Here is a 26,231-nt window from a genome sequence, read left to right on the forward strand (position 1 = left end):
ATGGAATCGGTCCTATTTTTCAATCGCCCTCTAAAGTTTAGCGGACAGTAATATTTTCGAATCCGCTTCCGTTCCGGATCTGCCATATACCCGCGACAATATCAAGGAGCTTGCCAGAGAAATTGTCAGGGCAAGCACCACCGTGACCGGAGTACAAGCAAAAATATCGCTCGACATCGCACATGGCGGAAAGAATACGCCCCAGAGATTCACCATAGTCGGACTTTGGGGACGTTTCATCCTGAAGCCCCAGACCGACCGTTTCCCCAATCTCCCCGAGATAGAGGATGTGACCATGCATATGGCCGAAGCGTCAGGAATAAAGACCGTTCCACACTCGCTGATCCGTTTCGCCGACGGCGAGCTATGCTATATCACCCGGCGTATCGACAGGACAAGAAAGGAGGCAAAAATAGCCATGGAGGATATGTGCCAGCTATCCGAAAGGCTGACCGAGTACAAATATAAAGGATCATATGAACGGATTGCAAAGCTTATACGTAAATATTCTTCAGCCCCGATTCTTGATGTCGTTAATTTCTGGGAGATTGTAATATTTTCATGGCTTACCGGCAACGCCGACATGCATCTCAAAAACTTTTCTCTGTATCGTCCGTCCGGCGATTACATGCTCACGCCTGCATACGACCTCCTTTCAACGGCAATTGTGATGCCGGAGGATGACGAGGAACTTGCGCTGACGTTAAACGGCAAAAAGAAACGGATAAAACGCGAGGATTTCGAAAAGGCGATGCTCGACAGCGGCATGGACGAAAAGGCGATAGGCAATCTCTTCAAAAAATTTGAAAGATCCATGCCGGCATGGGAAAGACTTATCAAGGACTCGTTTCTTCCGGAGGATATGAAGGAGCAGTATATCGAGCTGATAACGCGGATGTCGACACGCCTTGGATTAATCCCCTCCTGACATCATGTGTACATACCGGGAATTCAGTCCGGCATTTGCACCGGAGGGAAAAAAGCAGTATCTTTGAGGAAAAGTTTCTTTTGCGAATGCTTACATACAACACCCAGCAGAGCCGTCTGATTCTCCCCGAGTACGGCCGCAACATACAGCAGATGGTGGAGCACTGCCTCACTATAGAGAACCGCGACGAGCGCAACGCCTGCGCCCGCACGATTGTCGAGTGCATGCTCAACCTCTTCCCCGAAATCAAGCAGAAAGAAGGGTACGAACAACAGCTGTGGGACCATCTGGCGATAATGTCGGGCTTCCGCCTGGACATCGACTATCCTTTCGAGGTGATCCGCCCCGACAGCCTGGAGTCGCGCCCGCAGCCCGTATTCTACCCCGGCAAGGGGATCAACAGCCGCCACTACGGCCACAACCTTGAGGCTATGATTGATACCGCCTCCCACATGGAGCCGGGCGAAGAGCGCGACGCGCTCATAATGCTGCTGGCCAACCATATGAAGAAGATGCTGCTGGCCATAAACCCCGAAGGTGTCGATGACGCCAAGGTGTTCAAGGACCTCGCCCACTACAGCCACGGGGCCATACGCCTCGACCCGTCGACATGCCGGCTACACCAGTTCAAGGTAGTGGCCCCACCCACCCCGTCCAAGAAGAAAAAGAAAAAGAAATGAGCACGTTCATAGTCGAAGGCGGCCACCGCATGCATGGCGACATCACGCCGCAGGGTGCCAAGAACGAGGCGCTACAGATTATCTGCGCCACCCTGCTCACGCCCGAGCGCGTGGTGGTGGAGAACATCCCCGACATACTCGACATAAACAACCTCATCTCGCTCCTGGCCGAGATGGGATGCAAGGTCGAAAGGCTTTCGCCGCATTCCTACGCGTTCACCGCCGGGAATGTAGACATAGCCTACCTGTCGACGCCCGAATACCGGCGGCGCGCGGCCGCCTTGCGCGGGTCGGTCATGCTGCTCGGCCCGCTCGTGGCCCGCTTCGGCTACGCCGTGCTCCCCAAGCCCGGCGGCGACAAGATAGGGCGCCGACGCCTCGACACCCACTTCATCGGCATACAGAAGCTCGGCGCGTCGCTCGAATACCGCTCCGACATAAAGGCCTACGAGGTGAAGGCCGACGGGCTGCAGGGCGCTTACATGCTTCTCGACGAGGCGTCGGTCACCGGCACGGCCAACATCGTGATGGCGGCGGTGCTCGCCAAAGGCACGACCACCATCTACAACGCCGCGTGCGAGCCATACATACAGCAACTGTGCCGCCTGCTCACGGCCATGGGAGCGAAAATCGAGGGGATAGGCTCCAACCTGCTCGTTATCCACGGCGTGGACTCGCTCGGCGGCGCCTCCCACCGTGTGCTCCCCGACATGATCGAGGTGGGGAGCTTCATCGGCATGGCGGCGATGACCGGGAGCGAGATACGCCTGCGCGACGTGTCGTATGACGACCTCGGCATAATCCCCGACAGTTTCAGCCGCCTTGGCGTGGCCATCGAGCGACATGGCGACGACATAGTGATTCCCGAGCGCGGCTCCTACGAGATAGAGACATTCATGGACGGCTCGATCATGACCTTCGCCGACGCGCCATGGCCCGGGCTGTCGCCCGACCTGTTGAGCGTGTTTCTCGTGGTGGCCACACAGGCGCGTGGCAGCGTGCTCATCCACCAGAAGATGTTCGAGAGCCGCCTGTTTTTCGTAGACAAGCTCATCGACATGGGCGCACAGATCATACTCTGCGACCCGCATCGCGCCGCAGTCATCGGCTCGGGCAGGCTCAATTCGCTCAGGGCCACCACCATGGTGTCGCCAGACATACGCGCCGGCATAGCCATGCTGATAGCCGCCATGAGCGCGAAAGGCACGAGCCAGATCCAGAACATCGACCAGATCGACCGTGGCTACGAAGGTATCGACAAGCGCCTCAACGCCATAGGAGCCAAGATAATCCGCGTCACCGACTGAGACACATGTCCTCCATGATCACCGCAGACCAACTCATAGAGATAGGCCACTTCGGAAAGCCCCACGGCATAAACGGGGAGCTGAACGCATACGTCGATGCCGACATTGACGCCGACGCCATGAAGCGCATCGTGCTTATGATCGACGGCATATATGTGCCGTTTTTCATAGGCTCGATCAGGCAGAAGCGCCACGACACATTCATAGTGGCGCTCGACGACATCAGCAACGAGCATGAGGCATCCGAGCTGACCAACCGGCAGATATTTGTGCTGAAAGCCGACGGCGTGCTCCTTGACGACGAGGCGGATGCCGAACCCGACGGACTCTACGCCTCCGACCTTGTGGGATACAACGTCACCGACGACTCCGACGGCCATACAATAGGCACTGTAGAGGATATCGACGACTCCACCGACAACGTCCTCTTCATCATCGCCACCCCCGACGGCGACACCGTCTACCTCCCCGTGGCCGACGAATTCATCACCTCCATCGACACCGACACCCGCACCCTCTGCATGTCGCTCCCCGACGGCATCCTCGACCTCTGACACCGCATCCCACTCCCCGCGACGGAAATATAAGACCCCATCAACAAGGCAAAACTTTTTGACATAATGCAACCGTAGCATCTGAATAATTGGCAAAATGTTTGTATCGTATCGCGCCAAACACTAACTTTGCGATACATTCACTAAAACCAATTTCATTATGATCAAATTTTTACCTTTCGTGTTGATGCTTGCAATCTGTGGGGGCACGGCATTCGCCAAAACCTACACGCCGGAATCGCCACGCGGACAGAAGTCGACATACGACGCGGTGGCAAACACTGTCACGGTTTCGGCGACAGCACCTACCCAAACGGAATTCGACTGGGAGACATTTCTTCAGGAGGACCTGCCATACATCTCCTACGTACTCATAGAGCGGCACATTTCCGGAACATCATGGTATGACAATGACTATGAAATAGGACGAGTGACAGATGTAACTCCCGGGAAAGAATTCCAATTCATCGACAAGGAGGTAGAAGCAGACCGCAAATATGAGTACAAGCTGACATGCTACGTGGATGACGAGCACGGCACTTCGTCATATACCACCATATATACCGGAATCAACCCGGGGCAGATCACCGCTTTCTCCGCCACTACGCCCGACCATCTTACGGGCACTGTAAACTTTTCGGTGACCGCACCTTCCCTCAGCGACAAAGGGGTGACGCTCACATCGCCGCTCACCATCGAAATCCAGGAGTCCATCGACTGGACATGGACGGCAATACATTCCATCGAAGATGTGCAGCCAGGCACCACCGTCACATGGCAGCTCACCGACATTCCCCTCGGGAAATCGTTGCACTACCGGGCTGTAGCCCGATCCGGGAGCGCCGGCGTGGGCGAAGGGCTTGAAGCCGACACATATACCGGACTCGACATTCCAGGCACTCCGCGCAACTTCAAATGTGTCGTAGAGGATGAAACCGCGCGTATGACCTGGGATATGCCGGAGAAAGGCTACCGTGGAGGATGCTTCGATCCGGAATCGACCACCTACAATATCACTCGCAAATTCAATGACGGCACAACCGAGACCGCCATCTCCGGAGTCCGGGGCACGGAGTATGTCGACAAGCCTGATTTTGCCGAAGCGGCTACAGTCACATATGTCATCGAGGCAGTCAACGATGCCGGCACAAGCATGACGGCAGCCGAGCACAAGCCCGTCAGCGTAGGCGCACCTGCAAAGCTTCCATTCTGCGAATCCTTTGCTTCGGAGAAGCTGGCCCACCGTGGATGGATTCTCGAAAGTACGCAGGATGACCCATACTACAGATATGAAGCGTGGGAGTTCATTCCGGACGCCTTGATGTACTACTTCCCCTCGGATGATTATCTCGACGTAACACCGCAAGACAACGACGGCGGAATGGCTTCATGTAAATTCTACGGACATTCTGCCGACGGACAGACGGAGAGCCTGATCTCCTCTGCAATTGACACGAAGGGTGTGGATGGTGTTGATTTCAAATTCCATCTCTATGACGTATGCGCCGAAGCGACCAAGAATACAGTGACCGCCTACATAAGCCGCGACGGTGGGGAATGGGAAAATGTATATGCCTCAGAACCATCTTCCGAGACCGTGCCGGGGTGGCATGAAGTGTCAATCCCGGTTTCACTTGGCGCAAAATGCAACGTACTGAAAGTAAAAATCGACGCAACGCGCCACGAAGGCCCGATCACCAACGTATACATCGACAATATCTCGGTAAAATCCAATTCGTCAAGCGCTATCGATGAAATCGATGACGCACGGCTTACCGACACTCCTGCCGAATACTTCAATCTCCGTGGAGTAAGGATCGCCGAGCCTTCCGAAGCCGGAATATACATCGTCCGTCGCGGCACATCGGTGGCCAAAGTCATCGTCCGCTAAAACCGGCAAATCCCACAATCATACTCGACCGGATGCCGCAGAATCCACTGCCACATCCGGTCGTTATTTATATACCACACTTATTCTCACAGCCACAACACGCACACCAAAGACAAGCCATACAGAACTTTAGGGTTTGTCTGAATAACAGAAGCCAAGAATGATACGCCATGGGAGAGCCGGAGGCTCGATGGTCCGGTTAGCCCCCGGCGTAGCGTAGCGCAGCCCGGGAAAAGCGAATATCGATTTTGCTGGCAGCCCGGGAAGGGCGTGGTTCACCGCAGGACCTATAACCCGATATCCAACAATACGCTCCAATACATTGTTTTGTAACATCCTCAACTATGCTATAGAAAGTACTTAAATCCGCAAAAACAACCCCTCAGTATTTCTAACAAATGATATGCACAATGAAATAAAAAGGGTATTCTCTATTCTTTCTCGATTCTATAATGCTCTTTTGCCACGGCAATAGCTCTCTGAAGTTTCTCCGACAGCAGTTTCTTATCGGGTAATTTGGTATAATATTGAGCCACCTTGATAGTCGAGGTCTCATCAAGCATAAGGTATTCAATATGTTCCGTATTGCCTTCCGAACAAAGTATCAATCCTATGGGTGATTCTTCACCTTCCTTACGGTCGTGATGGTTCAAGTATCGCAAATAAAGCAGCATCTGCCCTTCATACTCAGGTTTGAAGCGGCCTAATTTGAGGTCAACAGCAACGAGCCTGCGCAACCCGCGATGGTAAAACAATAAGTCAAGGCGATAAGTCACCCCATCAACCGGTATCCGTTTCTGGCGGTCTAAGAAAGCGAAATCCGTACCAAACTCACGGAGAAACTCTTGGATTTGTGTAAGTATGGCATCTTCGAGTTCGGACTCGGAAAACACATCGGGCAGACCGAGCATATCAAGAAAGTAACTACTCCGGAATACAATATCGGGAAGAAGCTCATTGGTTTCTTTGACATGCCGGAGTTCTGCTTTAATCATTTCTTCCGGACGGCGACTTATAGCTGTTCTTTCGTATAGCTGTTCGTCAATCTTTTCATTTAATGTCCTTGTATTCCACCTCTCGATACGACACATTTCCATATAGAACTGCCGTTTCAGAGGATCATCTATTGACATGAGAGAACGGAGATGAGTCCAGTTTAATTGGGTACTCACTGCGTACCTAATTTCATCTTCCGAGAAAGTGTACGCAGCGCGTACCGAATGTTTGAGCTTTTCATACCCCCACCCGCTACCATATCGCTCTTTCAATTTTTTTGCAAGCCGCTTTATGACTTGCTTCCCGTATTCTGCTCGTTTATTGAATAAAACGTCCTCTTTGATACGCTTACCGACGTGCCAATTCATCAAACATGCTTCCGAATTGACATATACGGCAACACGGTAGCGAGTATCTTCAATGATGGTGCAAACATCATCATAGAGGGCCGTTTCCAAACCATATGTAGGGGTTAAATCTTCCATAATCCCATTATTACCAAAGTCTAACATTTCAGGTTTCACCTATAATAGCAAAATTAAGGAATAAAATCGAGGAATTACGCAACCGGGAATGAAAAACGGACTTTGTTCTTTAATCTTCGCTTCGTTTTTGAATCCACGGAATCTATGGAATCCGCAGTTAGTTCTCGAATCTACGGCTCCGCTCCCCGACAGCCGTTATCGAGCGTGGGCCCACGAGCGCGTAATCATACGCGTAATGGAGCGCCACTGAAAAAATACTAAAATCGGGAGGGAGGTTTGGGGTGATAGCGGTTTTTTGCGTACCTTTGTGAGTTATGCTAAAATCCGTCATAAACGAGGACAACGTGAAGGCAGTGCGCAAGCTTCTGGAAGAGAGCGAGCGCATCGTCATCACATGCCATAAGTCGCCCGACGGCGACGCCATAGGCTCGGCCTTCGGCCTGGCCCACACGCTTGCCAACATAGGCAAGGAGGCGAAGGTGGTGACCCCCGACCGTCCGCCGCGCAATCTCCGGTTCCTGCCGGGGGTGAAGGAGGTGGTGCCCTACACGCTCTACCCCGACTTCGCACACCAACTGCTGCAGGACGCCGACCTGGTGTTCTGCCTCGACTTCAACGCTCTCTACCGCGTGGACCGCATGCGCGACGAGCTTGCCTCGTCACCCGCGCCGAAGATAATGATCGACCACCACGAGGACCCGGAGCCGTTCACGGCAGTCACCATATCGCACCCCGAGCAATCGTCGACGTCGGTGCTCGTGTTCAGGCTGCTGTGCCGCCTGGAGCTGTTCGACCGCATCGACCGCAAGGCCGCCACATGCATCTACACCGGCATGATGACCGACACAGGCAACTTCACCTACAACTCCAACGACCCCGACCTCTACATCATCATCGCCGAGCTGCTCCGCAAGGGTATCAACAAGGACGAGCTTTACAAGAAGGTGATGAACACCCGCAGCACCTCCACCCTCAAGCTCCACGCCTACGCCATCGCCGAGCGCATGGAGATATTCCCCGAGCTGCACACGGCGCTGATCGTGCTCACCCAGGAGGAGCTTAAGCGCTACGACTACCATCCGGGCGACGACGAGGGCCTGGTGAACACCCCCCTGGGCATCGAGAACATGGTCTACTCCGTGTACCTGCGCCAGGACAAGGACCAGATCAAGGTGTCGACACGCAGCACCGGCAATTTCCGCGCCGACCTCATCTGCACGAAATACTACCACGGGGGAGGACATGTCAACGCCGCCGGCGGCGAGCTGAAGTGCACCCTCGAAGAAGCCATCGAGGTGTTCCGCTCCACATTCCCCGACATTGAGAAGTACCTTCAACAATAAATCCAACATATTTTCGACCGACAGAAACATATGAAGCAACTCCGCAATATCCTGCTCATGCTCCCTGTGGCCCTCGCGGCTCTCGCAACACTGAGCGCATGCAGCCACACAAAAAGCTACGCCGAACTGCTCAACGACGAGACGAAGTACATCAACGCCTACCTCGCCGACCAGCGCATAATAGGCGACGTGCCCGCCGACAGCATATTCATCCAGGGCGAGAACGCCCCCTACTACCGCATGGACGAGGACGGCAACGTCTACATGCGCGTGATCAAGGACGACCCGTCGCGCCCTAAGGCCAAATACAACGACCTGGTCTACATGCGCTTCACACGCTACAACCTCTATTCCTACGCCGACGGCAAGCTCCCCGACGGCGAGGGGAACGACGACAGCCCTCTGAGCCAGTTCAACTTCCGCTACCAGAACATGGAGTCGACCTCATCCACGCAATGGGGCGAGGGGCTACAGCGCCCGCTCGACTACCTCCACTACGACTGCGAGGTGGAGCTTGTGATACGCTCGCAGGTGGGGATGAACAGCGAGATTGCCGCCGTCACTCCTTACATGTACCGCGTGCGCTACTACAAGAGCAATATCTGACCGGGAGCTTGAGAGCTTTTCACGAACTTTCAAGCATGTCCCGGCACGACATTCATACTTTCACACTTATCTTATCACAAACAGCCAATGTCACTTATTAAATCCATTTCCGGCATACGAGGCACCATCGGCGGCCGTCCCGGAGAAGGGCTAAGCCCGCTTGACATAGTGAAGTTCACGGCAGCCTACGCCCGCTTCATCAAGGAAACCACCACCGGCACATCGAACGTAATCGTCGTGGGTCGCGACGCACGCCTCTCCGGACCCATGGTGTCGGACCTCGTCACGGCCACTCTCGCCGGCATGGGATTCGATGTGGTCAACATCGGTCTCGCCTCCACGCCTACGACGGAGATAGCCGTGGTGATGGAGAAGGCCTGCGGAGGAATCATCCTTACAGCATCGCACAACCCCCTGCAATGGAACGCGCTGAAGCTCCTCAACGAGCATGGCGAATTTCTCGACGCCGCACAGGGGAAGAAAGTGCTCGAATATGCCGCCGCTGACGACTATGTATTCGCCACCGTGGAGAATCTCGGGCATGTCTACACCAACGATACCTACACACGCCGCCATATCGAGCAGGTGCTCGACCTAAAGCTCGTCGATACCCACGCCATCCGCAAGGCCGACTTCACCGTGGCTGTCGATGCGGTCAACTCCGTAGGCGGTGTCATCATACCCAAGCTCCTGCGCGCCCTTGGCGTCAACAACATCATAGAGCTTAACTGCGAGGCCACGGGCAAGTTCGCCCACACCCCGGAGCCTATCCCCGAAAACCTCACGCAGATCGCCGACCTCATGCGCGACGGACGCGCCGACGTGGGCTTCGTCGTAGACCCCGACGTAGACCGCCTCGCCATCGTGATGGAGAACGGCGAGATGTTTGTCGAGGAGTACACCCTCGTCTCCGTGGCCGACTACGTGCTCTCGCACACCCCCGGCGCCACCGTCAGCAACCTCAGCTCGTCGCGTGCCCTGCGCGACGTAACCGCAGCCCACGGATGCAGCTACTCGCCGGCAGCCGTAGGTGAGGTCAACGTGGTGGCCAAGATGAAGGAGACCGGCGCGGTAATCGGCGGCGAAGGCAACGGCGGAGTCATCTACCCCGAGGCCCACTACGGCCGCGACGCCCTCGTGGGCGTGGCCCTTTTCCTCACCCTCCTGGCCAAGAGCGGCAAGAAAGTGAGCGAGTTGAAGGCCGGCTACCCGCAGTATGCCATAGCCAAGAACAAGATCGAGCTTACCCCCGACATCAACGTCGACGCGATCCTCGACGCGATGAAGAAGAAATACGCCTCTGAGAAAATCACCGACATCGACGGCGTGAAGATCGACTTCGCCGACCGCTGGGTGCACCTGCGCAAATCCAACACCGAGCCTATCATCCGCATCTACGCCGAAGCCCCCACGATGGCCGAAGCCGATGCCCTGGCCCTCGACATAAAGAACGTGATGGCCAGCCTCGCATAAAGGTTTCGCTACTCATAATAGAATATATGGAGGAAAACTCTGTAAACCCATCATTTCAGACGCCCGACATCACACGATATGTCGGGCGTCCCGTTGATGACACCGTGCGCAGCGACGCGGAGACCGCCGTCTACGACCTTCTTGACCGGCTCGGCATCGCCTACACCACGTTGTGCCATCCTGCGGCGTTCACCATGGAGGAGTGTGAGGCGGTGCGCAAGCGCCTCGACGCCCCGGTGTTCAAGAACCTGTTTCTGACCAACCGGCAGCAGACCGACTACTACCTCCTGATGATACCCGCCGACAAGCCCTTCAAGACCAAATACCTCTCCTCGCAGCTCGGGTGCGCGCGGCTGTCCTTCGCCTCGTCCGAGGCCATGATGGAACTGCTCCACATCTCCCCCGGCGCAGTATCGCCCATGGGACTCATCCACGACACCGGGTGCAAGGTGCGCCTCATCATCGACAGCGACCTGCGCGGCATAGAGACCTACGCCTGCCATCCGTGTGTCAACACCGCCTCCATCGCCCTCCTACTCTCCGACCTCCTCGACAAGGTAATCCCCGCCACCGGCCACACCCACACCTGGGTCACCCTCCCCACCGAGTAACGGCATGATGCAGGTTACACCAGCGCATTCTGGCTTTTCAGACAGCAATATAGCTCATACTAAGCATAGCATAAGTCTTATAATCAAGATGATATAATTCGTCACCAAGTTGGTGACGAACTTGAAACACCAGTGGATTCCGGCATGATCCATTGAGGGGCATATTCACACGCAACAAATCCATTAGCGAGACCTTTTCTATGTTGAAGAGACTATAAACCATTCTCAGATTGAGAGAGAGTGACAATGGCCTGCCAACCATGACTGCGCCGGATCATCCGGCAGGGAAGCGGGGGAGGAGCGGGGTCTAAGGTTTGGAGAAGGAGATGCGGAGGGCGCGGGAGGAGTGCTTGCCGAGGGTCATGTGGCGCGAGGTACGCAGGCCGACTACCCAGACTATCTGGCCTCCGGCGGTCACTATCCAGGCCTCTTCCTTGTCGATGGGGGAATAGTGGGCGTCGCTGAAAAGGTCGCTAACGAGGCGCGTGCCGCTCATGCCGAAAGGCGCGATCTTGTCGGCCATGCGCCAGCGACGGGCCACCAGACGTCGGCCGCCGAGCTTGTCGGCATCGAGGAAAAGTGTCAGCCCGCTCCTGTCGTACACCACATCCCCGGGCGCGATGCGCTCTATCATGAACCCTTCGGGCCACGTCGACGGATCGTCCGGCTCCATCAGGTAGCTCTCCTCGCCGGGAGCGGCATCACCGCTTTTCGACCGCACGACGAGGGTGCCACGGTGAAGGAGGCCCACATGATCGCCCGCATAGAATCGCAGGGCCTCGGTCGAGGCTGCCCCTGCTATCATCTCCTCACACTGTCCGGCATTGAAGCCGTAGCCGCGAAGCATCTCGTAGAGCATCATCTGGGCGTTGGACATGTCAGCGCTCATGCGGGCCACGTCGATGCTCCCTCCATGCCCGCGATATGCTGCGCCGCAACGCTCAATCAGTTCGGAATAGAGCGCAAGATTTCCCGACAGATTGCGCACCGAGCGCGTCAGCGTGGTCTGCGCGTCGGGGAAGTATGCCCTGATGGCCGGTAAGAGCACGTTGCGCAGGCGGTTGCGCTTCACGTCGTTGAGCAGGTTGGTCGAATCGGTGACATAGGTCAGCCCCTTGTCGGCGAGATAGCCGAGCACCTCGCGGCGCGTAACGTCGAGCATCGGGCGCACCACCAGTCCGTGGCGCGGCTTCATGCCGGTCATACCGGTCAGCCCCGTGCCACGCAACATATTGAGGAACAGGGTCTCTATGTTGTCGTCGTTATGATGGCCCACGGCCACAGGCGCCCCGCCATTTCGCTTCGAAAGGAAGGAAAACCATTCATAGCGCAGGTCGCGGCATCCCATCTCGAGCGACACACCGCGCTCGGCACAATATGTCGACGCGTCGAAATGCTTCTCGACATACTCCGCACCATGTCGCCGTGCCATCTCCTCGGCATGCATGCGGTCGCGCTCCGACTCCTCGCCGCGCAGATGATAGTCGCAATGGGCCGCCACGCAGCGATAACCCAAAGCCGTCATGACCGACAGCAACGCCACGGAATCGGCCCCGCCGCTAAGGGCCACAATCACTTTTTCACCATCGGACAGCAACCCCTCGCGGGCAATAGCTCCCCTCACTTTTTCCTCAAATGGATGTTTCATGAGGCCAAAGGTAGCAAAACTGCATGAAAAAGCGTAACTTTGTGTGGGATGAACTGATTTAATCTTATCACAAAATGTCAAATCCCGGACTGATGTAAATCATTTCAATAAAAAAATCGACCTAAACAACTCCGAGCTGCATATGAAAAAGCTTACCGCAGCCTTGATGGCTTCAACCCTCATGCTTATGAACCAGAACCAGGCGGCCGCCGAAACCCCTGCGGCCAACAACCCGTTTTTCGCCGACTACACCACCACCGTGCTCGGCACCATACCTTTCAGCCGCGTGCATAACGCCGACTACGAGCCTGCCGTGGACCGCGGCATGAAGCTCCAGAACGAGGAGATCGACGCGATCGTCGCCAACCCCGATGCCCCGACGTTCGCCAACACCATCGTGGCCCTCGAACGCTCGGGCGCCGACCTCAACCGCGTGCTCAGCACCTTCTATCCGCTACTCTCCGCCGACAGCGACGACGAGCTGATGGAGATTTCCATGCGCCTGTCGCCGAAACTTTCCGACCACTCCACCGGCATCACCCTCAACCGAGGCCTGTGGAAGCGCATCAAGGAGGTCTATGACAACCGAGCCTCGCTCAACCTCGACCCCGAGGACGAGATGCTGCTGCAGCGCACCTACGACTCGTTCGTGCGCAGCGGCGCCGGCCTTGAAGGCGAGAAGCGCGAGGAATACCGCCGTCTGGCCTCGCGCCTGTCCGACCTCACCACACGGTTCGGGCAGAATGTGCTTAAAGAGCTGAATACCTACGAGATATGGCTCTCAGGCGACGAACTGTCGGGACTCCCCGCGAGCGTGCTCGAAGCGGCGGCGCTGTCGGCCAAGGAGAAAGGACGCGAAGGGGCCTACCGCTTCACCCTCGCCCAGCCCACCTACATGGCCGTGATGAAATATGCCGACTCGCCCGCCGTGCGCGAGCGCTTCTATCGCCTCTACAACTCCCGCAACACCAAGGGAGAATACTCCAACATGGAGATAATGAGCGACATCGCCGACACCCGACGTCAGATGGCCAACCTTTTCGGCAAAGAGACCTACGCCGACTACGGACTTGAAAAGACTATGGCCGAGAACACCGCCAACGTCTACGACCTCCTCAACCGCCTCGCCGAGGCCTACCGCCCCGCGCAGCAGCGCGAATTTGCCGAGATAACAGAGTTCGCCACCAAAAGTACCGGCAAGCCCGTGAAAATCAACGCGTGGGACTACAGCTACTGGGCCAACAAGCTCAAAGAGGCCAAATACAAATACGACGAGGAGGCGCTACGCCCCTACTTCGAACTTAACAACGTGATCGACGGCGTGTTCGGCCTGGCCACGAAGCTCTACGGCGTGACATTCCGTCCCAACACCGACATAGAGGTGTACCACCCCGACGTGCGCGCGTTCGAAGTGCTCGACCCCGCCGGCAAGGTGATGGGCGTGATCTACACCGACTTCTATCCGCGCGAGACCAAGCGCCCCGGCGCATGGATGACCAACTTCCGTGAAGAGTATATCGACGCCAAGGGCGACACGGTGCTCCCGCAGGTGACAATAGTGATGAACTTCACCAAGCCCACTGACACGAAGCCCTCGCTGCTCACCCCCTATGAGGTAGAGACTTTCCTCCACGAGTTCGGCCATGCCCTCCACGGGCTGTTCGCCTCCACCAAGTACGCCTCGCTTTCCGGCACCAACGTCTACCGCGACTTCGTGGAACTTCCATCGCAGTTCAACGAGAACTACCTGACCGAAAAGGAATTCCTCGATGGGTTCGCGCGCCACTACCAGACCGGCGAGCCTATCCCCGCCGCCCTTGTCGAGAAGATCATCGACACCTCGCGTTTCGGAGCCGGCTACGCATGCCTGCGCCAGCTCGCCTTCGGGCTAACCGACATGGCATGGCACACCGCCACCACCCGTGTAGAGGATCCCGCCGAGCTTGAGCGCCGCGCCACGGAGCCTGTAGCCATGTTCGACGAAGTGGAAGGATGCATGTTCTCGCCCCAGTTCAGCCACATATTCTCCGGAGGATACGCCGCCGGCTACTATAGCTACAAGTGGGCCGAGGTGCTCGACGCCGACGCCTTCTCGGTGTTCAAGCGCAACGGGCTATTCGACAAAAAGACCGCCGACTCGTTCCGCACCAACATACTGATGCGCGGCGGCACGGAGCATCCCATGACGCTCTACAAGCGTTTCCGTGGCCAGGAGCCTACCATCGACGCCCTCCTCGAACGCGACGGCATCGAGCCGACGAAGCCTGCCATGCCCCAGCCCGTGCCAACGAAAAAAGACTGACATAGCGTGTTCACCTACCTCTTATTCCTTATCATCGGCATAGCGGCAGGACTCGCCATCGGACTGCTATGGGGGCACTCACGCACGGCGGCGGCCCGTACGGCGATTGCCGTCGAGAAGGCCGAGGCCGAGAGCCGGGTCGCCGCGCTCAAGGCCGAGAACGACATGCTGCGCACCCGTCTTGACGACGACCGTGCCGCCCACGCCCGCGAGCTTGAACAACGCGACGCCATGATGAAGGCCGCCGAGGCGCGCGGCGACGAGCAGGCGCGCCGGTTCCGCGAACAGCTCGACATGGCCCGCGAACAGCTAAAGGCCACCGCCGCCGACCTGCTTGCCGCACGCACCGCCGACCTCAACCGCGCCAACGTGCGCGACATCGACAACGTGCTGCAGCCGCTGCGCCAGCACATCAAGGAGATGAAAGAGGCCATGGACGCCTCGCGCGACATCAGCATCCGCAACACCGCCTCGCTCCACCAGGCCATCACCGACATAATGGAGCGTACGGCAGGCATAGGCGCGGAGGCCGACAAGCTCGCACGCGCCCTGCGCCACGAGAACAAGACCCAGGGTAACTGGGGTGAGGTAATATTGTCGGAACTACTCGACAGCCAGGGGCTGCGCCGGGGCATCAACTACGAGGTGCAGTCGACCATCACCGACAAGAACGGCAAGCCCGTGCTCAACGAGTCGACCGACAAGCGCATGATACCCGACGTGATCCTCCACTATTCCGACAACAAGGACCTCATAATCGACGCCAAGGTGAGCCTCTCGGCCTATCTCGACTACAACGGCGCAGACACCGACGAAGTACGCGAGGAGGCCCTGCGACGCCATGTGAAGAGCCTGCGCGCCCACGTGCGCGAGCTCGCCGCCAAGGACTACAAGCGCTACATACTCCATCCTCGCCAGTCACTCGACTACGTGATAATGTTCGTCCCCAACGAGGCTGCCCTGCAGCTCGCCATGAGCGTGGAGCCTACCTTGTGGCGCGACGCCATGAAGGAGGGAGTGTTCATCTCCGGCGAGTGCAACCTCACGGCGGCCCTGCGCATAATCCACCTTGCATGGCGCCAGGAGGTGCAGGCACAGAGCCAGCGCAAGGTGTTTGAGGAAGCCAACCTGCTCATAGGCCGCGTGGGCGACTTCTACAAGACTTTCGTCGACATAGGCGCGCGCATCGACAAGGCCAAGGAGGCCTTCACCGACAGCGCCAACAAGCTCGTCAACGGACGGCAGAGCCTGATGGTGCCCGCCAGACGCCTGCGCGACATGGGCGCCAAGGAGAAGGCCGGGTCGCCGCTGCCCGAGCCTGAGGCCGACATGCTCCTCGCCGACGGCACATCGTCCGACACGGCATCATCAGGCACGTCATCAGCCGCGCCGACCGACACATTCTAACTTTTCACCACGTAAGCTGTTGTACATTACATGGGCATAGAAATAATCGAAAAATACTTTACCCTGACCCCGCGCCAGAAGTCGCAGATGGAAGCGCTCGGGAGGCTGTACCCCGAATGGAACGAGAAGATCAACGTCGTCTCGCGAAAGGATATCGACAACCTTTACGAGCACCACGTGCTCCACTCACTGGGCATCGCGAAGTTCATCCACCCGATCCCCGGCACCACGTTTCTCGACATGGGCACCGGTGGCGGATTCCCCGGCATACCCCTGGCCATCCTGTGGCCGGAATGCAACTTCCACCTCATCGACCGCATCGGCAAGAAGATACGCGTGGCCGAGGACATCGCCGCGCAGATCGGGCTCACCAACGTCACATTCCAGCATGGCGACATCGGCGAGTGCCGACGCCGCTACGACTTCGTGGTGAGCCGCGCCGTGATGCGCCTCGACGACATGATACCACTTGTGAAGAAAAACATCTCCCAGGGTGGCAAAAACGGGTATCCCAACGGAGTGATCGTGCTGAAAGGCGGCGACTTGCAGGGTGAACTTTCCGGATTGCGGTGTCCCATAATCGAGGAATCGCTCTCGACATGGTTTGACGAAGAGTTTTTCCTCACGAAAAAACTCATCTACGCACAAATCTAAATCAAATCCACCATGCTACAGATCAAGGTTTTCCAGTTCAACATGTTCGGCATCAACACCTACGTCGTGTGGGATCCCGTGACTCTCGACGCCGTCATCATCGACCCCGGCATGATCGACAAGTCGGAAGAGGCCGTTCTTGACTCCTTCATCGAGAAAAACAAGCTGAACGTGACGCAGCTCATCAACACCCACATGCATGTCGACCACGTGTTCGGCGTGCCACATATCCGCAGCCGCTACGGAGTGGAGCTGAAAGCCTCTGCAGCCGACACCTTCCTCGGACGCCAGACGCCCGCGCAGGCCCGTATGTTCGGACTCTCGGGCAGCAATGTCGAGCCGGTGGAGGCCGACGTGGAGATCGGCGACGGCGACCACATCACTGTAGGCAGCGAGGAGGCCGTGGTGCTCGCCGTTCCGGGCCATTCCCCCGGGAGCGTCGTACTATACTTCCCGGAGTCGAGATTCGTCATCACCGGCGACGTCCTTTTCCAAGGCAGCATCGGGCGCACCGACCTCGTGGCGGGCAACCACAGCCTGCTCATCGACGGCATACGCGCCAAACTGCTTACCCTCCCCGCCGACACCGTAGTCTACCCGGGCCACGGCGCCCCGACCACCATCGGTGCCGAAAAGCGCTCCAACCCCTACCTCCGCTGACAACGGTCCTGACAGCCACGGACATTATTTCCCGGTTACAAGCGGTTCACACCAGGTAAAAGCAAATAAATTTGCTTTTACGCTCGACTTATCCGTATATTTGCGTAAACGCTATATACTCACGCTCGGTAAAAGCAAATAAATTTGCTTTTACGCTCGACTTATCCGTATATTTGCGACATAATATAATCTATCGTGGTTATGTGTACGTTACAGCAATGTATCAACCGACTTAACGAAGCAGCTCCCTACATACGGCAAGAGTTCGGAGTAAAATCCTTATGCTTGTTCGGTTCGATGGCCAGAGGGGACAACAGGCCGGACAGCGATGTAGACGTATTCGTGGATATGCCATCCAGAATGACACTTGTCGTAGGACTGAAATTGTTTCTTGAAAGCCTGTTGGAAAATCCGGTAGACCTTATACGCCGACATAAGAATATACGCCCGTTCTTTTTGTCACAAATAGAGAAAGACGCAATATATGTCATACGATAACGGAATCATTGTCGATGCCCTGATCCAAATCAAAGATGCAATCGAACAAATTGAGATATGGAGCGAAGAAATAACCTCAGCCGACAACTACAGATGCACTCCTGACGGTATGAAAACCCTTGCGGCAACATGTATGTTGCTTGAGGCCATCGGAGAAAGTGTAAAGAAGATTAATCGGCACACCAACAATGAATTCCTCAATCATGCATGCCCTGAGATACCTTGGAAAAGCATAATGGGCATGCGTGACCATATCGCCCATGGATATTTCGATATTGACGACGACTTCGTATTCGATGTGGTCAATAACGACCTTGACCCACTAAAGAAAGTCATACCGAAACTGATATCCCATCTTGAATAATGGGTAGCCGGGCTACGGAAGAAGGGCAGTTTGGGAGGTTCTTGTCGGTACTTTTACAGAAAAGTTTCGTAAATTTGCGTGTCAAGAACTGAAAGATGAAAAATTTCATTTTGCGCACTATCACGGGTGCATTATATGTGGCGATAATACTTGCCGGCGTGCTCCTTGGCCCGGTATCGTTCTGGATACTGTGCATGCTCCTCGGAGGCCCGGCAATCATAGAATATACCTCGTTGGGCAACACGCGGACGCCTTCTGACGGCGCGCCCAAGACCGCCCCCGTCGTGTGGACATCCCCCTCGACATGGATCGACGTGGCCACCACCCTCTCACTCATCACGGCGGGATGGATGTCGATGCGCTACAGCGGCGGCATGGCGGCATGGGGGATATGGCTCTCGCTGCTGCTGCTCCGCATGGTCTACACCCTCTACTCCAGGGAGGAGCGCCCGCTCTACTCCCTGGCCAAGTCGCTTATGGCGCAGATCTACATCGCGCTCCCTCTTATGGCCCTGCAATATGTCTACGGCATCAGCGCGCACCTCGTGCTTATGATGTTCATCCTCATATGGCTCAACGACACCGGCGCGTTCCTCGTCGGCTCGGCCATCGGCCGCCACCGCCTCTTCCCGCGCATATCCCCCAAGAAGTCGTGGGAAGGCTTCTGGGGAGGGATGGCCTTCTGCATCGGGGCGAGCGTGGCCGCAAAGCTCATCTGGCCGGAATACTTCTATCTCGACATGGGCCTGATGGTCGGTCTGGGCATAATCACCTGCGTGTTCGCCACCTGGGGCGACCTTATAGAGTCGCTCATCAAGCGCACCATCGGGGTAAAGGACTCCGGGAAGCTGCTCCCCGGCCATGGCGGCATACTCGACCGCATCGACTCTCTCCTTGTCGTATCCATAGCCACCCTGGCCTACCTCCTGTTTATCTGATCCCTCTTCTTCACGATTCTCCACGAAACAAAGTAACTCTCACAAGATACACCTATGAGCAACCAACGCTATGACCTACGCGGCGTGTCGGCCTCGAAAGAGGACGTGCACAACGCCATCAAGAATGTAGACAAGGGACTCTATCCCAAAGCGTTCTGCAAGATCATCCCCGACTATCTCGGCGGCGATCCCGACTACTGCAACATCATGCACGCCGACGGTGCGGGCACAAAATCGGCGCTGGCCTACATGTACTGGCGCGAGACCGGCGACCTCGGCGTCTGGAAAGGTATCGCACAGGACGCGCTGATAATGAACATCGACGACCTGCTGTGCGTGGGCGCCACCGACAACATACTCGTAAGCTCCACCATCGGGCGCAACAAGATGCTCATCCCCGGCGAGGTGATCGCCGCCATCATCAACGGCACCGAGGAGCTGCTCGCCGAGTTGCGCGGGATGGGCGTGAGCATCTACAGCACCGGCGGCGAGACAGCCGATGTAGGCGACCTCGTGCGAACCATCATCGTCGACAGCACCGTCACATGCCGCATGCGCCGCGCCGACGTGATCGACAACGCCAACATAGCCGGAGGCGACGTGATCGTGGGCCTCGCAAGCTACGGCCAGGCCGCATACGAACATGAATACAACGGCGGCATGGGGTCGAACGGACTTACATCGGCACGCCACGACGTGTTCTGCCACGCCCTTGCCGAGAAATACCCCGAGAGCTACGACCACGCAGTGCCCGCAGAACTTGTCTACTCGGGTACATGCTCCCTGACCGACAGCGTCGAAGGCTCGCCCGTCAACGCCGGGAAGCTCGTGCTGTCGCCCACCCGCACCTATGCCCCGGTCATCAAGAAGCTGCTCGACGAGATGCGCCCCGACATCCACGGCATGGTCCACTGCTCGGGGGGAGCGCAGACCAAGGTGATGCACTTCGTGGAAGGGAAGCATGTGGTGAAGGACAACCTATTCCCGGTGCCCCCGCTCTTCGACCTGATACAGCGCGAGTCGGGTACCGACTGGAAAGAGATGTACAAGGTGTTCAACATGGGCCACCGCATGGAAATCTACGTGAAGCCCGAGATGGCCGAGCGTGTGATCGCCATCTCCGAATCGATGGGCATACCGGCGCGCATCGTAGGACGCGTCGATGACGCTCCCGCCAACCGCCTGACCATCATCTCGGAAAAAGGCACTTTCGAATATTAGAGGCATATCCCCCACCCTCCGAAGCACAAGAAGCCTATGCGGAGCATCTCCGGCATACCTGCGGTAGCGATATTGCTGCTCTCCCTCTTCACGACATGGTCGTGCGGAGGTGGGAACGGTTCAACACGCACCGGCGATGCCGACAGTGCCGCACGGCGTCTGCCCGACACGCTGCGTGTCGGCACGCTCTACAGTCCCACTTCCTACTTCATCTACCGCGAGGAGGAGATGGGCTACGACTACGACATGGTGAAGCGCTTCGGCGCCGACAAGGGTATAGCCATAGACCTGCACGTGGCGCCCGGCCTCAACGCCCTTATCGAGATGCTCGACAGCGGGCTTATCGACGTGGCCGCCTACGAGATACCCGTCACAGCCGAATACAAGCCCCACGTGGTCCCGGCAGGCAACGAGAACATCACCACGCAGGTGCTCGTCCAGCCCAAGGAGGGGGAGAGGATAACCGACGTCACGCAGCTCGCCGGACGCGAAGTATACGTCGAGGCCGGGTCCAAGTACCTCTACCGCCTCGAAAACCTCAACGACGAGATTGGCGGAGGCATAAAGATCCACCAGGTGAAGAGCGACACGCTCATCACCGAGGACCTGATCGAGATGGTGGCCACGGGGGAGATTCCGCTGACCATCGTCGACAGCGACATAGCCCGCATCAACCGCACATATTACAACACCCTCGACATCGGGCTTCCCGTAAGCTTCGAGCAGCGCTCGGCATGGGGAGTGTCGCCGGCAAAACCCTGGCTCGCCGACAGCATCACCGCATGGATGGCACAGAGCGAACCACGCAAGGCGCAGGCACGTCTGCTCAAACGCTATTTCGAGCTGAGCAAGGAGACACCCGCCGTGAGGATCGATTTTTCGAAAGGGAAGATATCGCCTTACGATCCGCTTTTCCGCAAATACGCCAAGGATATCGGATGGGACTGGCGCATACTCGCCGCACAAGGCTACACCGAAAGCCGTTTCGACACTACGGTGGTGAGCTGGGCCGGCGCCAGAGGGATAATGCAGATCATGCCGCGCACGGCGCGCGCCCACGGGCTTTCCATGTCGATGATCACCAATCCCGAGGCCAACATACGCACTGCCGCCGCGATAATCAAGTCGCTCGACTCCTCGCTGGCGAAGAAGGTGCCCGACCCGGAGGAACGCCGCAAGTTCACCCTCGCGGCTTATAACTCAGGACTCGCCCACATCTACGACGCCATAGCCCTTGCGGGGAAATACGGCAAGAACCCGCAGGTGTGGGACGGCAACGTGGCCGACGCCCTGCTTATGAAGGCCAATCCGGAGTACTACAACGACCCGGTGTGCCGCTACGGATATTTCCGAGGGAAGCAGACCACGGCCTACGTGCGCAAGGTGATGGAGTTCTACAACAACTCGCGGAAACATGTCAAACCCTGAACAAAAATCAACCATATCAACAATCTATAAATTCCAAACTAAAGATTATGAAAAGAAAATATTTTCTCGTAGGAATGGTGCTTGCGCTCGCAGGCTCAATGCTGACCACATCATGCATCGGCAGCTTCGCCCTCACTAACAAGATCCTGTCGTGGAATCACTCCGTAGGCAACAAGTTCGTCAACGAACTTGTGTTCATCGCATTCTGGATCGTGCCCGTCTATGAGGTGTCGGCTCTCGCCGACGTGCTCGTCATCAACAGCATCGAGTTCTGGAGCGGCAACAACCCCGTGGCATGCGGACGCAGCGTCATCGAGGGACAGGACGGACGCTACCTCGTGGACTGCGACAAGAACGGCTACACCATCACCTCGGAGAACGACGGCAGCACGGTGCGCCTCGACTTCAACGCCGACGCGCAGACATGGAGCGTGCGCACCCCATCGATGGACGAGCCTGTGGTGTTCATGACCATGATCGATGACAACAGCGTGGACATGATCGGCATCGACGGCGAGATGCATCGCGTAAGCCTCGACGCACAGGGTGTACTCGCCTACCAGGAGCAGGCCGCCTCGGCAGCCATGCTCGCCACCCGCTAAACACGCATACACGTGAGGATGAAAAAAATCCTGCTCGCAGTAATCATACCGGTTGCCATGGCCTGCACAGGCCATGGCAACCGCACTGCATCGTCACAGCAGGCAGCCGCCCCCGGGACCTCAACCGCACGCACGCTCGACGCGGTGGACTTCAACGCCGATTCGGCCTACAGCCATGTGGCGGCACAGGTTGGCGTCGGCCCGCGCATCCCCGGCACACCCGCCCATGCGGCATGCGCCGACTATATCGCCGGGAAGCTGCGCTCATACGGAGCTGACACCGTGGCCATACAGCGCGCCACCGTCGACGACCACAGAGGAGGCTCCGTGCCCGTGGCCAACATATTCGCACGCTACAACAGCGACGCGCGCCATAGGGTGCTCCTGCTTGCCCACTACGACACGCGCCCGTGGGCTGACAACGACCCCGACCCGTCAAACCACCACAAACCGGTGCCCGGCGCCAACGACGGGGCAAGCGGCGTGGGCGTGCTCCTCGAACTGGCCCGGCAGCTCGGCCAAAAATCACCTGCCGCCGGGGTCGACATACTGATGGTCGACGCCGAGGACGGAGGGGACGACGGCGACGAGACGTCGTGGTGCCTGGGCACACAGCAGTGGCTGCGCTCCGACCCGTTCGCCGGGAGCGTACGCCCGGCCTACGCCATACTCCTCGACATGGTAGGCGGCGAAGGCGCCGTGTTCCGCCGCGAGATCGTCAGCGACTATTTCGCCCGCAGCGTCAACGACCGCATATGGGCCGTGGCCGATGCATCCGGATATGCCGACCGGTTCGTCAACGCCCCCGGAGGAGGTGTCACCGACGACCACCTGTTCATCAACCGGGCCGGCATACCTGCCGTCGACATCATCGACGCCGCCCATCCCGCCACCGGCTCATTCCCCCCGCAATGGCACACCGTGGCCGACGACCTACCGGCCATATCCGCCTCCACGCTGAAGGCCGTGGGACAGACCGTGGCCAACGTGGTCTACTCGGAGAAATCCGAATGACCCAGGCGCGCACAACAACATATAACATCATCTCCGCATCATGACTATCAACGAATTACAAGACGACATCATCGACGAGTTCACCGACATAGACGACTGGATGGACCGCTATGCCTACATCATCGACATGGGCAACACACTCCCTCCGATGCCCGAAGAATACAAGACACCCCAATACCTCATCGAAGGATGCCAGAGCCGCGCATGGCTGCATGCCGAACTCACTCCCGGCGGACTCATCCACTTCACAGCCGACAGCGACGCCATCATCGTGAAAGGCATAATCAGCATGCTACTGAAAGTGCTCAACGACCACACCCCCCCAGAGATAGCCGATGCCGACCTCTATTTCATCGACAAGATAGGGCTCGCGGAGAATCTGTCGCCCACACGTTCAAACGGCCTCACCGCACTCGTCAAGCAGATGAAGCTATATGCCGTGGCCTACAAGGCAAAACTCGAGAGCGAAGGAAAGTGATCCAGGAGGGTGTGTCATAATGGCTCATCTTACAACACCCTCCCGCCGCAACACCATCACCCCACCCCACACATCGGGTGCGAAACGAATAGAAACAATTTAATAAACCAGTCATTATGTTTAAAAACCAACCGGCAGGGCTGTACGTGCTCTCGCTTGCCAACACCGGCGAGCGTTTCGGCTACTACACGATGCTTGCCATCTTCCTCTTCTACCTCCAGGCGAAGTTCGGCTTCGACTCCACCTGGACAGGCCAGATTTTCTCCATTTTCCTTGCATTAGTCTATTTTATGCCGCTCATAGGTGGATGGCTTGCCGACAAATGGAGCTTCTCAAAATGCGTGGTAAGCGGCATCGCCGTGATGTTTATCGGCTATGCCCTGATGTCCGCGCCCACCCCCGTGCGTTCCGACATGTCCATGATGGTGCTCTTCGCCGCGCTGCTTTTCATTTCCGTGGGCACAGGGCTCTTCAAGGGCAACCTGCAGGTGATGGTCGGCGACCTCTATAACGATCCCCGATATGCCGGCAAGCGCGACACGGCGTTCTCGCTCTTCTACATGGCCATAAACCTCGGCTCGATGTATGCTCCCGGAGCCGCGATAGCCCTCAAGAACGTGGCCCTGCGCAACGGCGGCTTCCTGACCTCCGACCCCATGGCCGCCACCGTCAGCAACTGGTGTCTCGACACCGACAACTTCGTCAACATGCCGGCAGCCGGCTCCGACAAGCTTACCGCCATGACCGACTTCGCCATCGAGAAAGGCATGGCCGAGGGTGGCGACGTAGCGGCCTTCCTGTCCGGCTATCTCAGCGACTTCGCCTCGGCATGCGGACAGGCGGGAGTGTCTTTGACACAATTTGCCACCGACTATATCACGGCCTTCTCGACAGGGTGCAGCTATGCCTTCTCCCTGGCATGCGTGTCGTTGATCATCAGCTTCCTGATCTATTTCTTCGGACGCCGCACCTACGCCCATATCATCAAGGATAAAAAAGCGATCCCCGCCGAAGCCAAAAGCGGCACCCCCGCTCCCAAGCAGCCCGAACTGACCCCGGAGCAGACCAAGGCACGCGTGGTGGCCCTCTTGCTGGTGTTCGCCGTGGTCATCTTCTTCTGGATGGTATTCCACCAGAACGGCCAGACACTGACGGAGTTCGCCAAGAGCTGTACCGCCAACTTCTCGTCGAGCTGGACCCGCATCGGATTCAACCTCGGCGCCCTCACGGCCATATGGATCGGTGTCTACGCGCTGTTCAGCATGATCCAGAGCGCCACAGCCAAGGCCCGTGCGGTCAGCGGCGTGATTCTCGCCATATGCGTGGCAGTGGTGGCATACTTCGCCATTGACGTGATCCCCTCGGAAGTCACCGACATCGACCCCGCCGCTTACCAGCAGTTCAACCCCTTCTACGTGGTGGCCCTGACACCGTTCTCGCTCGCACTCTTCGGATGGCTCGCCAAGAAAGGCAAAGAGCCTTCGGCACCGCGCAAGATCGGCTACGGCATGGTAATGGCCGGCATCGCCTATTGCGTGATGGTGATGGGCTCGTTGTCTCTCGTAGGCACCAACGGCTCCATGTCGCCGAACTGGCTCATCTCAACCTATCTGCTCCTTACCTTCGCCGAACTGCTCCTCTCGCCTATGGGCATATCGTTCGTGTCAAAGGTCGCACCCCCAAAACTCAAGGGTGCGATGATGGGTGGATGGTTCGCAGCCACCGCCGTGGGCAACTATCTTGTCAGCATCCCTATGATTCTATGGGGTAAAATACCCGTATGGGCCATATGGTCTATCCTCATCGCCCTCTGCATGCTTTCGGCACTGTTCATATTCTCCATAATGAAGAAGCTCGAAGCCGCAACGTCCGACGCTCCCGCCAAGGATGTCGACGCGCTTGAGACCGTCGAGGAGGACGCCATCTGAGAATCAAACGCCCGGCAAGGCATCCTACGTAGGGATGCTTCCCGAAGCATCCGAATTAAACGCGCAGAGCACACGGAGATGAAATCACCTTTTTCTCCGTGTGCTCTGACTCTGTATGCTCCGTGCGTACTCTGTATGCTCTGTGCGAAAATTTCGCAACGTTATCGCGCGAAATTTGCCGATTTCCAAATTTATCCCTATCTTTGCACCGCTTA

23 protein-coding genes and 1 pseudogene are annotated in these 26,231 nt (G+C 57.3%); 22 read left to right on the plus strand and 2 right to left on the minus strand.

Going from position 1 to position 26,231, the window contains the following annotated elements:
- The 5 genes and pseudogenes from QZ303_RS06245 (at position 1) to QZ303_RS06265 (ending at position 5,360) form a co-directional block, all read left to right on the plus strand.
- Positions 1–928 (plus strand): annotated as a pseudogene (locus QZ303_RS06245) (HipA domain-containing protein).
- A gap of 86 nt (positions 929–1,014) precedes the next feature.
- Positions 1,015–1,608: a DUF4290 domain-containing protein gene (locus QZ303_RS06250; RefSeq protein ID WP_295730669.1), complete on the plus strand. Its 594-nt coding sequence runs from the start codon at positions 1,015–1,017 to the stop codon at positions 1,606–1,608.
- Positions 1,605–2,915, plus strand: a complete 1,311-nt coding sequence (gene murA, locus QZ303_RS06255) for a UDP-N-acetylglucosamine 1-carboxyvinyltransferase (RefSeq protein ID WP_295730671.1) — start codon at positions 1,605–1,607, stop codon at positions 2,913–2,915. The genes QZ303_RS06250 and murA overlap by 4 nt, the downstream gene beginning before the upstream one ends.
- A 14-nt stretch (positions 2,916–2,929) precedes the next feature.
- Positions 2,930–3,469: a ribosome maturation factor RimM gene (rimM, locus tag QZ303_RS06260; protein ID WP_295730674.1), complete on the plus strand. Its 540-nt coding sequence runs from the start codon at positions 2,930–2,932 to the stop codon at positions 3,467–3,469.
- A gap of 160 nt (positions 3,470–3,629) precedes the next feature.
- Positions 3,630–5,360 (plus strand): hypothetical protein, encoded by a 1,731-nt coding sequence (locus QZ303_RS06265; RefSeq protein WP_295730677.1) that lies wholly within the window; start codon positions 3,630–3,632, stop codon positions 5,358–5,360.
- Positions 5,361–5,791: 431 nt separating this feature from the next.
- Here the strand turns inward: QZ303_RS06265 and QZ303_RS06270 are convergent, their stop codons facing one another.
- Complete coding sequence (locus QZ303_RS06270) at positions 5,792–6,841, minus strand: PDDEXK nuclease domain-containing protein (protein ID WP_295730681.1); 1,050 nt, start codon at positions 6,839–6,841, stop codon at positions 5,792–5,794.
- Positions 6,842–7,155: 314 nt separating this feature from the next.
- Here QZ303_RS06270 and QZ303_RS06275 point away from each other — a divergent pair, with 314 nt between their 5' ends.
- The 4 genes from QZ303_RS06275 to QZ303_RS06290 all read left to right on the plus strand — a co-directional run bounded on the left by QZ303_RS06275 (position 7,156) and on the right by QZ303_RS06290 (position 10,874).
- Positions 7,156–8,184 (plus strand): DHH family phosphoesterase, encoded by a 1,029-nt coding sequence (locus QZ303_RS06275; RefSeq protein ID WP_295730684.1) that lies wholly within the window; start codon positions 7,156–7,158, stop codon positions 8,182–8,184.
- A 30-nt stretch (positions 8,185–8,214) separates the two neighbouring features.
- The gene (locus tag QZ303_RS06280; RefSeq protein ID WP_295730687.1) at positions 8,215–8,790 is read left to right on the plus strand and encodes a DUF4827 family protein; all 576 of its coding nucleotides are present in this window, start codon (positions 8,215–8,217) and stop codon (positions 8,788–8,790) included.
- Between the two features lie 87 nt (positions 8,791–8,877).
- The gene (gene glmM / locus QZ303_RS06285) at positions 8,878–10,263 is read left to right on the plus strand and encodes a phosphoglucosamine mutase (RefSeq protein ID WP_295730690.1); all 1,386 of its coding nucleotides are present in this window, start codon (positions 8,878–8,880) and stop codon (positions 10,261–10,263) included.
- Between the two features lie 26 nt (positions 10,264–10,289).
- The gene (locus QZ303_RS06290) at positions 10,290–10,874 is read left to right on the plus strand and encodes a prolyl-tRNA synthetase associated domain-containing protein (protein ID WP_295730693.1); all 585 of its coding nucleotides are present in this window, start codon (positions 10,290–10,292) and stop codon (positions 10,872–10,874) included.
- 307 nt (positions 10,875–11,181) lie between these two features.
- Here the strand turns inward: QZ303_RS06290 and tilS are convergent, their stop codons facing one another.
- Complete coding sequence (gene tilS / locus QZ303_RS06295; protein WP_295730696.1) at positions 11,182–12,522, minus strand: tRNA lysidine(34) synthetase TilS; 1,341 nt, start codon at positions 12,520–12,522, stop codon at positions 11,182–11,184.
- Between the two features lie 187 nt (positions 12,523–12,709).
- On the opposite strand from tilS, the gene QZ303_RS06300 reads away from it, so the two are divergent.
- The 13 genes from QZ303_RS06300 to QZ303_RS06355 all read left to right on the plus strand — a co-directional run bounded on the left by QZ303_RS06300 (position 12,710) and on the right by QZ303_RS06355 (position 26,016).
- Positions 12,710–14,824, plus strand: coding sequence for a M3 family metallopeptidase (locus QZ303_RS06300; protein ID WP_295730765.1), 2,115 nt, complete (start codon positions 12,710–12,712; stop codon positions 14,822–14,824).
- A 6-nt stretch (positions 14,825–14,830) separates the two neighbouring features.
- A complete protein-coding gene (gene rmuC / locus QZ303_RS06305) occupies positions 14,831–16,231 on the plus strand; it encodes a DNA recombination protein RmuC (RefSeq protein ID WP_295730699.1) in 1,401 nt (466 codons plus the stop codon).
- Between the two features lie 36 nt (positions 16,232–16,267).
- Positions 16,268–16,885: a 16S rRNA (guanine(527)-N(7))-methyltransferase RsmG gene (rsmG, locus tag QZ303_RS06310; RefSeq protein ID WP_295730768.1), complete on the plus strand. Its 618-nt coding sequence runs from the start codon at positions 16,268–16,270 to the stop codon at positions 16,883–16,885.
- Between the two features lie 12 nt (positions 16,886–16,897).
- Entirely contained in the window at positions 16,898–17,545 is a 648-nt protein-coding gene (locus QZ303_RS06315; RefSeq protein WP_295730703.1) for an MBL fold metallo-hydrolase, read from the plus strand.
- Between the two features lie 297 nt (positions 17,546–17,842).
- Positions 17,843–18,043, plus strand: a complete 201-nt coding sequence (locus tag QZ303_RS10615) for a nucleotidyltransferase family protein (RefSeq protein WP_367268130.1) — start codon at positions 17,843–17,845, stop codon at positions 18,041–18,043.
- On the plus strand, positions 18,030–18,407 hold the full coding sequence (locus QZ303_RS06320; RefSeq protein WP_295730706.1) for a HepT-like ribonuclease domain-containing protein: 378 nt from the start codon (positions 18,030–18,032) through the stop codon (positions 18,405–18,407). The genes QZ303_RS10615 and QZ303_RS06320 overlap by 14 nt, the downstream gene beginning before the upstream one ends.
- A 95-nt stretch (positions 18,408–18,502) precedes the next feature.
- Positions 18,503–19,345, plus strand: coding sequence for a phosphatidate cytidylyltransferase (locus tag QZ303_RS06325; RefSeq protein ID WP_295730709.1), 843 nt, complete (start codon positions 18,503–18,505; stop codon positions 19,343–19,345).
- Positions 19,346–19,399: 54 nt separating this feature from the next.
- Entirely contained in the window at positions 19,400–20,566 is a 1,167-nt protein-coding gene (locus tag QZ303_RS06330; RefSeq protein ID WP_295730712.1) for an AIR synthase related protein, read from the plus strand.
- Between the two features lie 36 nt (positions 20,567–20,602).
- Entirely contained in the window at positions 20,603–21,994 is a 1,392-nt protein-coding gene (locus QZ303_RS06335; protein WP_295730714.1) for a transglycosylase SLT domain-containing protein, read from the plus strand.
- Positions 21,995–22,041: 47 nt separating this feature from the next.
- Positions 22,042–22,596 carry a DUF3332 domain-containing protein gene (locus QZ303_RS06340; protein ID WP_295730717.1) on the plus strand — a complete coding sequence of 185 codons (555 nt, stop codon included), beginning with the start codon at positions 22,042–22,044 and terminating at the stop codon, positions 22,594–22,596.
- Between the two features lie 18 nt (positions 22,597–22,614).
- The gene (locus QZ303_RS06345) at positions 22,615–23,610 is read left to right on the plus strand and encodes a M28 family peptidase (protein WP_295730720.1); all 996 of its coding nucleotides are present in this window, start codon (positions 22,615–22,617) and stop codon (positions 23,608–23,610) included.
- Positions 23,611–23,650: 40 nt separating this feature from the next.
- A complete protein-coding gene (locus QZ303_RS06350; RefSeq protein WP_295730723.1) occupies positions 23,651–24,088 on the plus strand; it encodes a SufE family protein in 438 nt (145 codons plus the stop codon).
- 116 nt (positions 24,089–24,204) lie between these two features.
- A complete protein-coding gene (locus tag QZ303_RS06355; protein WP_295730726.1) occupies positions 24,205–26,016 on the plus strand; it encodes a peptide MFS transporter in 1,812 nt (603 codons plus the stop codon).
- The last annotated feature ends 215 nt before the right edge of the window (positions 26,017–26,231 follow it).

The sequence above is a fragment of the uncultured Muribaculum sp. genome (assembly GCF_910583865.1).
Taxonomy (GTDB): Bacteria; Bacteroidota; Bacteroidia; order Bacteroidales; family Muribaculaceae; genus Muribaculum.

What these genes read in the sequence shown, in the direction of transcription:
- rimM (WP_295730674.1), top strand. Translation starts at nt 2,930, where the DNA reads ATGATCACCGCAGACCAACTCATAGAGATAGGCCACTTCGGAAAGCCC.
- QZ303_RS06265 (WP_295730677.1), top strand. Translation starts at nt 3,630, where the DNA reads ATGATCAAATTTTTACCTTTCGTGTTGATGCTTGCAATCTGTGGGGGC.
- glmM (WP_295730690.1), top strand. Translation starts at nt 8,878, where the DNA reads ATGTCACTTATTAAATCCATTTCCGGCATACGAGGCACCATCGGCGGC.
- QZ303_RS06275 (WP_295730684.1), top strand. Translation starts at nt 7,156, where the DNA reads ATGCTAAAATCCGTCATAAACGAGGACAACGTGAAGGCAGTGCGCAAG.
- QZ303_RS06325 (WP_295730709.1), top strand. Translation starts at nt 18,503, where the DNA reads ATGAAAAATTTCATTTTGCGCACTATCACGGGTGCATTATATGTGGCG.
- QZ303_RS06290 (WP_295730693.1), top strand. Translation starts at nt 10,290, where the DNA reads ATGGAGGAAAACTCTGTAAACCCATCATTTCAGACGCCCGACATCACA.
- QZ303_RS06270 (WP_295730681.1), bottom strand. Translation starts at nt 6,841, where the DNA reads ATGGAAGATTTAACCCCTACATATGGTTTGGAAACGGCCCTCTATGAT.
- QZ303_RS06250 (WP_295730669.1), top strand. Translation starts at nt 1,015, where the DNA reads ATGCTTACATACAACACCCAGCAGAGCCGTCTGATTCTCCCCGAGTAC.
- QZ303_RS06300 (WP_295730765.1), top strand. Translation starts at nt 12,710, where the DNA reads ATGAACCAGAACCAGGCGGCCGCCGAAACCCCTGCGGCCAACAACCCG.
- QZ303_RS06355 (WP_295730726.1), top strand. Translation starts at nt 24,205, where the DNA reads ATGTTTAAAAACCAACCGGCAGGGCTGTACGTGCTCTCGCTTGCCAAC.
- QZ303_RS06340 (WP_295730717.1), top strand. Translation starts at nt 22,042, where the DNA reads ATGAAAAGAAAATATTTTCTCGTAGGAATGGTGCTTGCGCTCGCAGGC.
- QZ303_RS06320 (WP_295730706.1), top strand. Translation starts at nt 18,030, where the DNA reads ATGTCATACGATAACGGAATCATTGTCGATGCCCTGATCCAAATCAAA.
- tilS (WP_295730696.1), bottom strand. Translation starts at nt 12,522, where the DNA reads ATGAAACATCCATTTGAGGAAAAAGTGAGGGGAGCTATTGCCCGCGAG.
- QZ303_RS06335 (WP_295730714.1), top strand. Translation starts at nt 20,603, where the DNA reads ATGCGGAGCATCTCCGGCATACCTGCGGTAGCGATATTGCTGCTCTCC.
- QZ303_RS06350 (WP_295730723.1), top strand. Translation starts at nt 23,651, where the DNA reads ATGACTATCAACGAATTACAAGACGACATCATCGACGAGTTCACCGAC.
- QZ303_RS06345 (WP_295730720.1), top strand. Translation starts at nt 22,615, where the DNA reads ATGAAAAAAATCCTGCTCGCAGTAATCATACCGGTTGCCATGGCCTGC.
- murA (WP_295730671.1), top strand. Translation starts at nt 1,605, where the DNA reads ATGAGCACGTTCATAGTCGAAGGCGGCCACCGCATGCATGGCGACATC.
- QZ303_RS06330 (WP_295730712.1), top strand. Translation starts at nt 19,400, where the DNA reads ATGAGCAACCAACGCTATGACCTACGCGGCGTGTCGGCCTCGAAAGAG.
- QZ303_RS06280 (WP_295730687.1), top strand. Translation starts at nt 8,215, where the DNA reads ATGAAGCAACTCCGCAATATCCTGCTCATGCTCCCTGTGGCCCTCGCG.
- QZ303_RS10615 (WP_367268130.1), top strand. Translation starts at nt 17,843, where the DNA reads ATGGCCAGAGGGGACAACAGGCCGGACAGCGATGTAGACGTATTCGTG.
- QZ303_RS06315 (WP_295730703.1), top strand. Translation starts at nt 16,898, where the DNA reads ATGCTACAGATCAAGGTTTTCCAGTTCAACATGTTCGGCATCAACACC.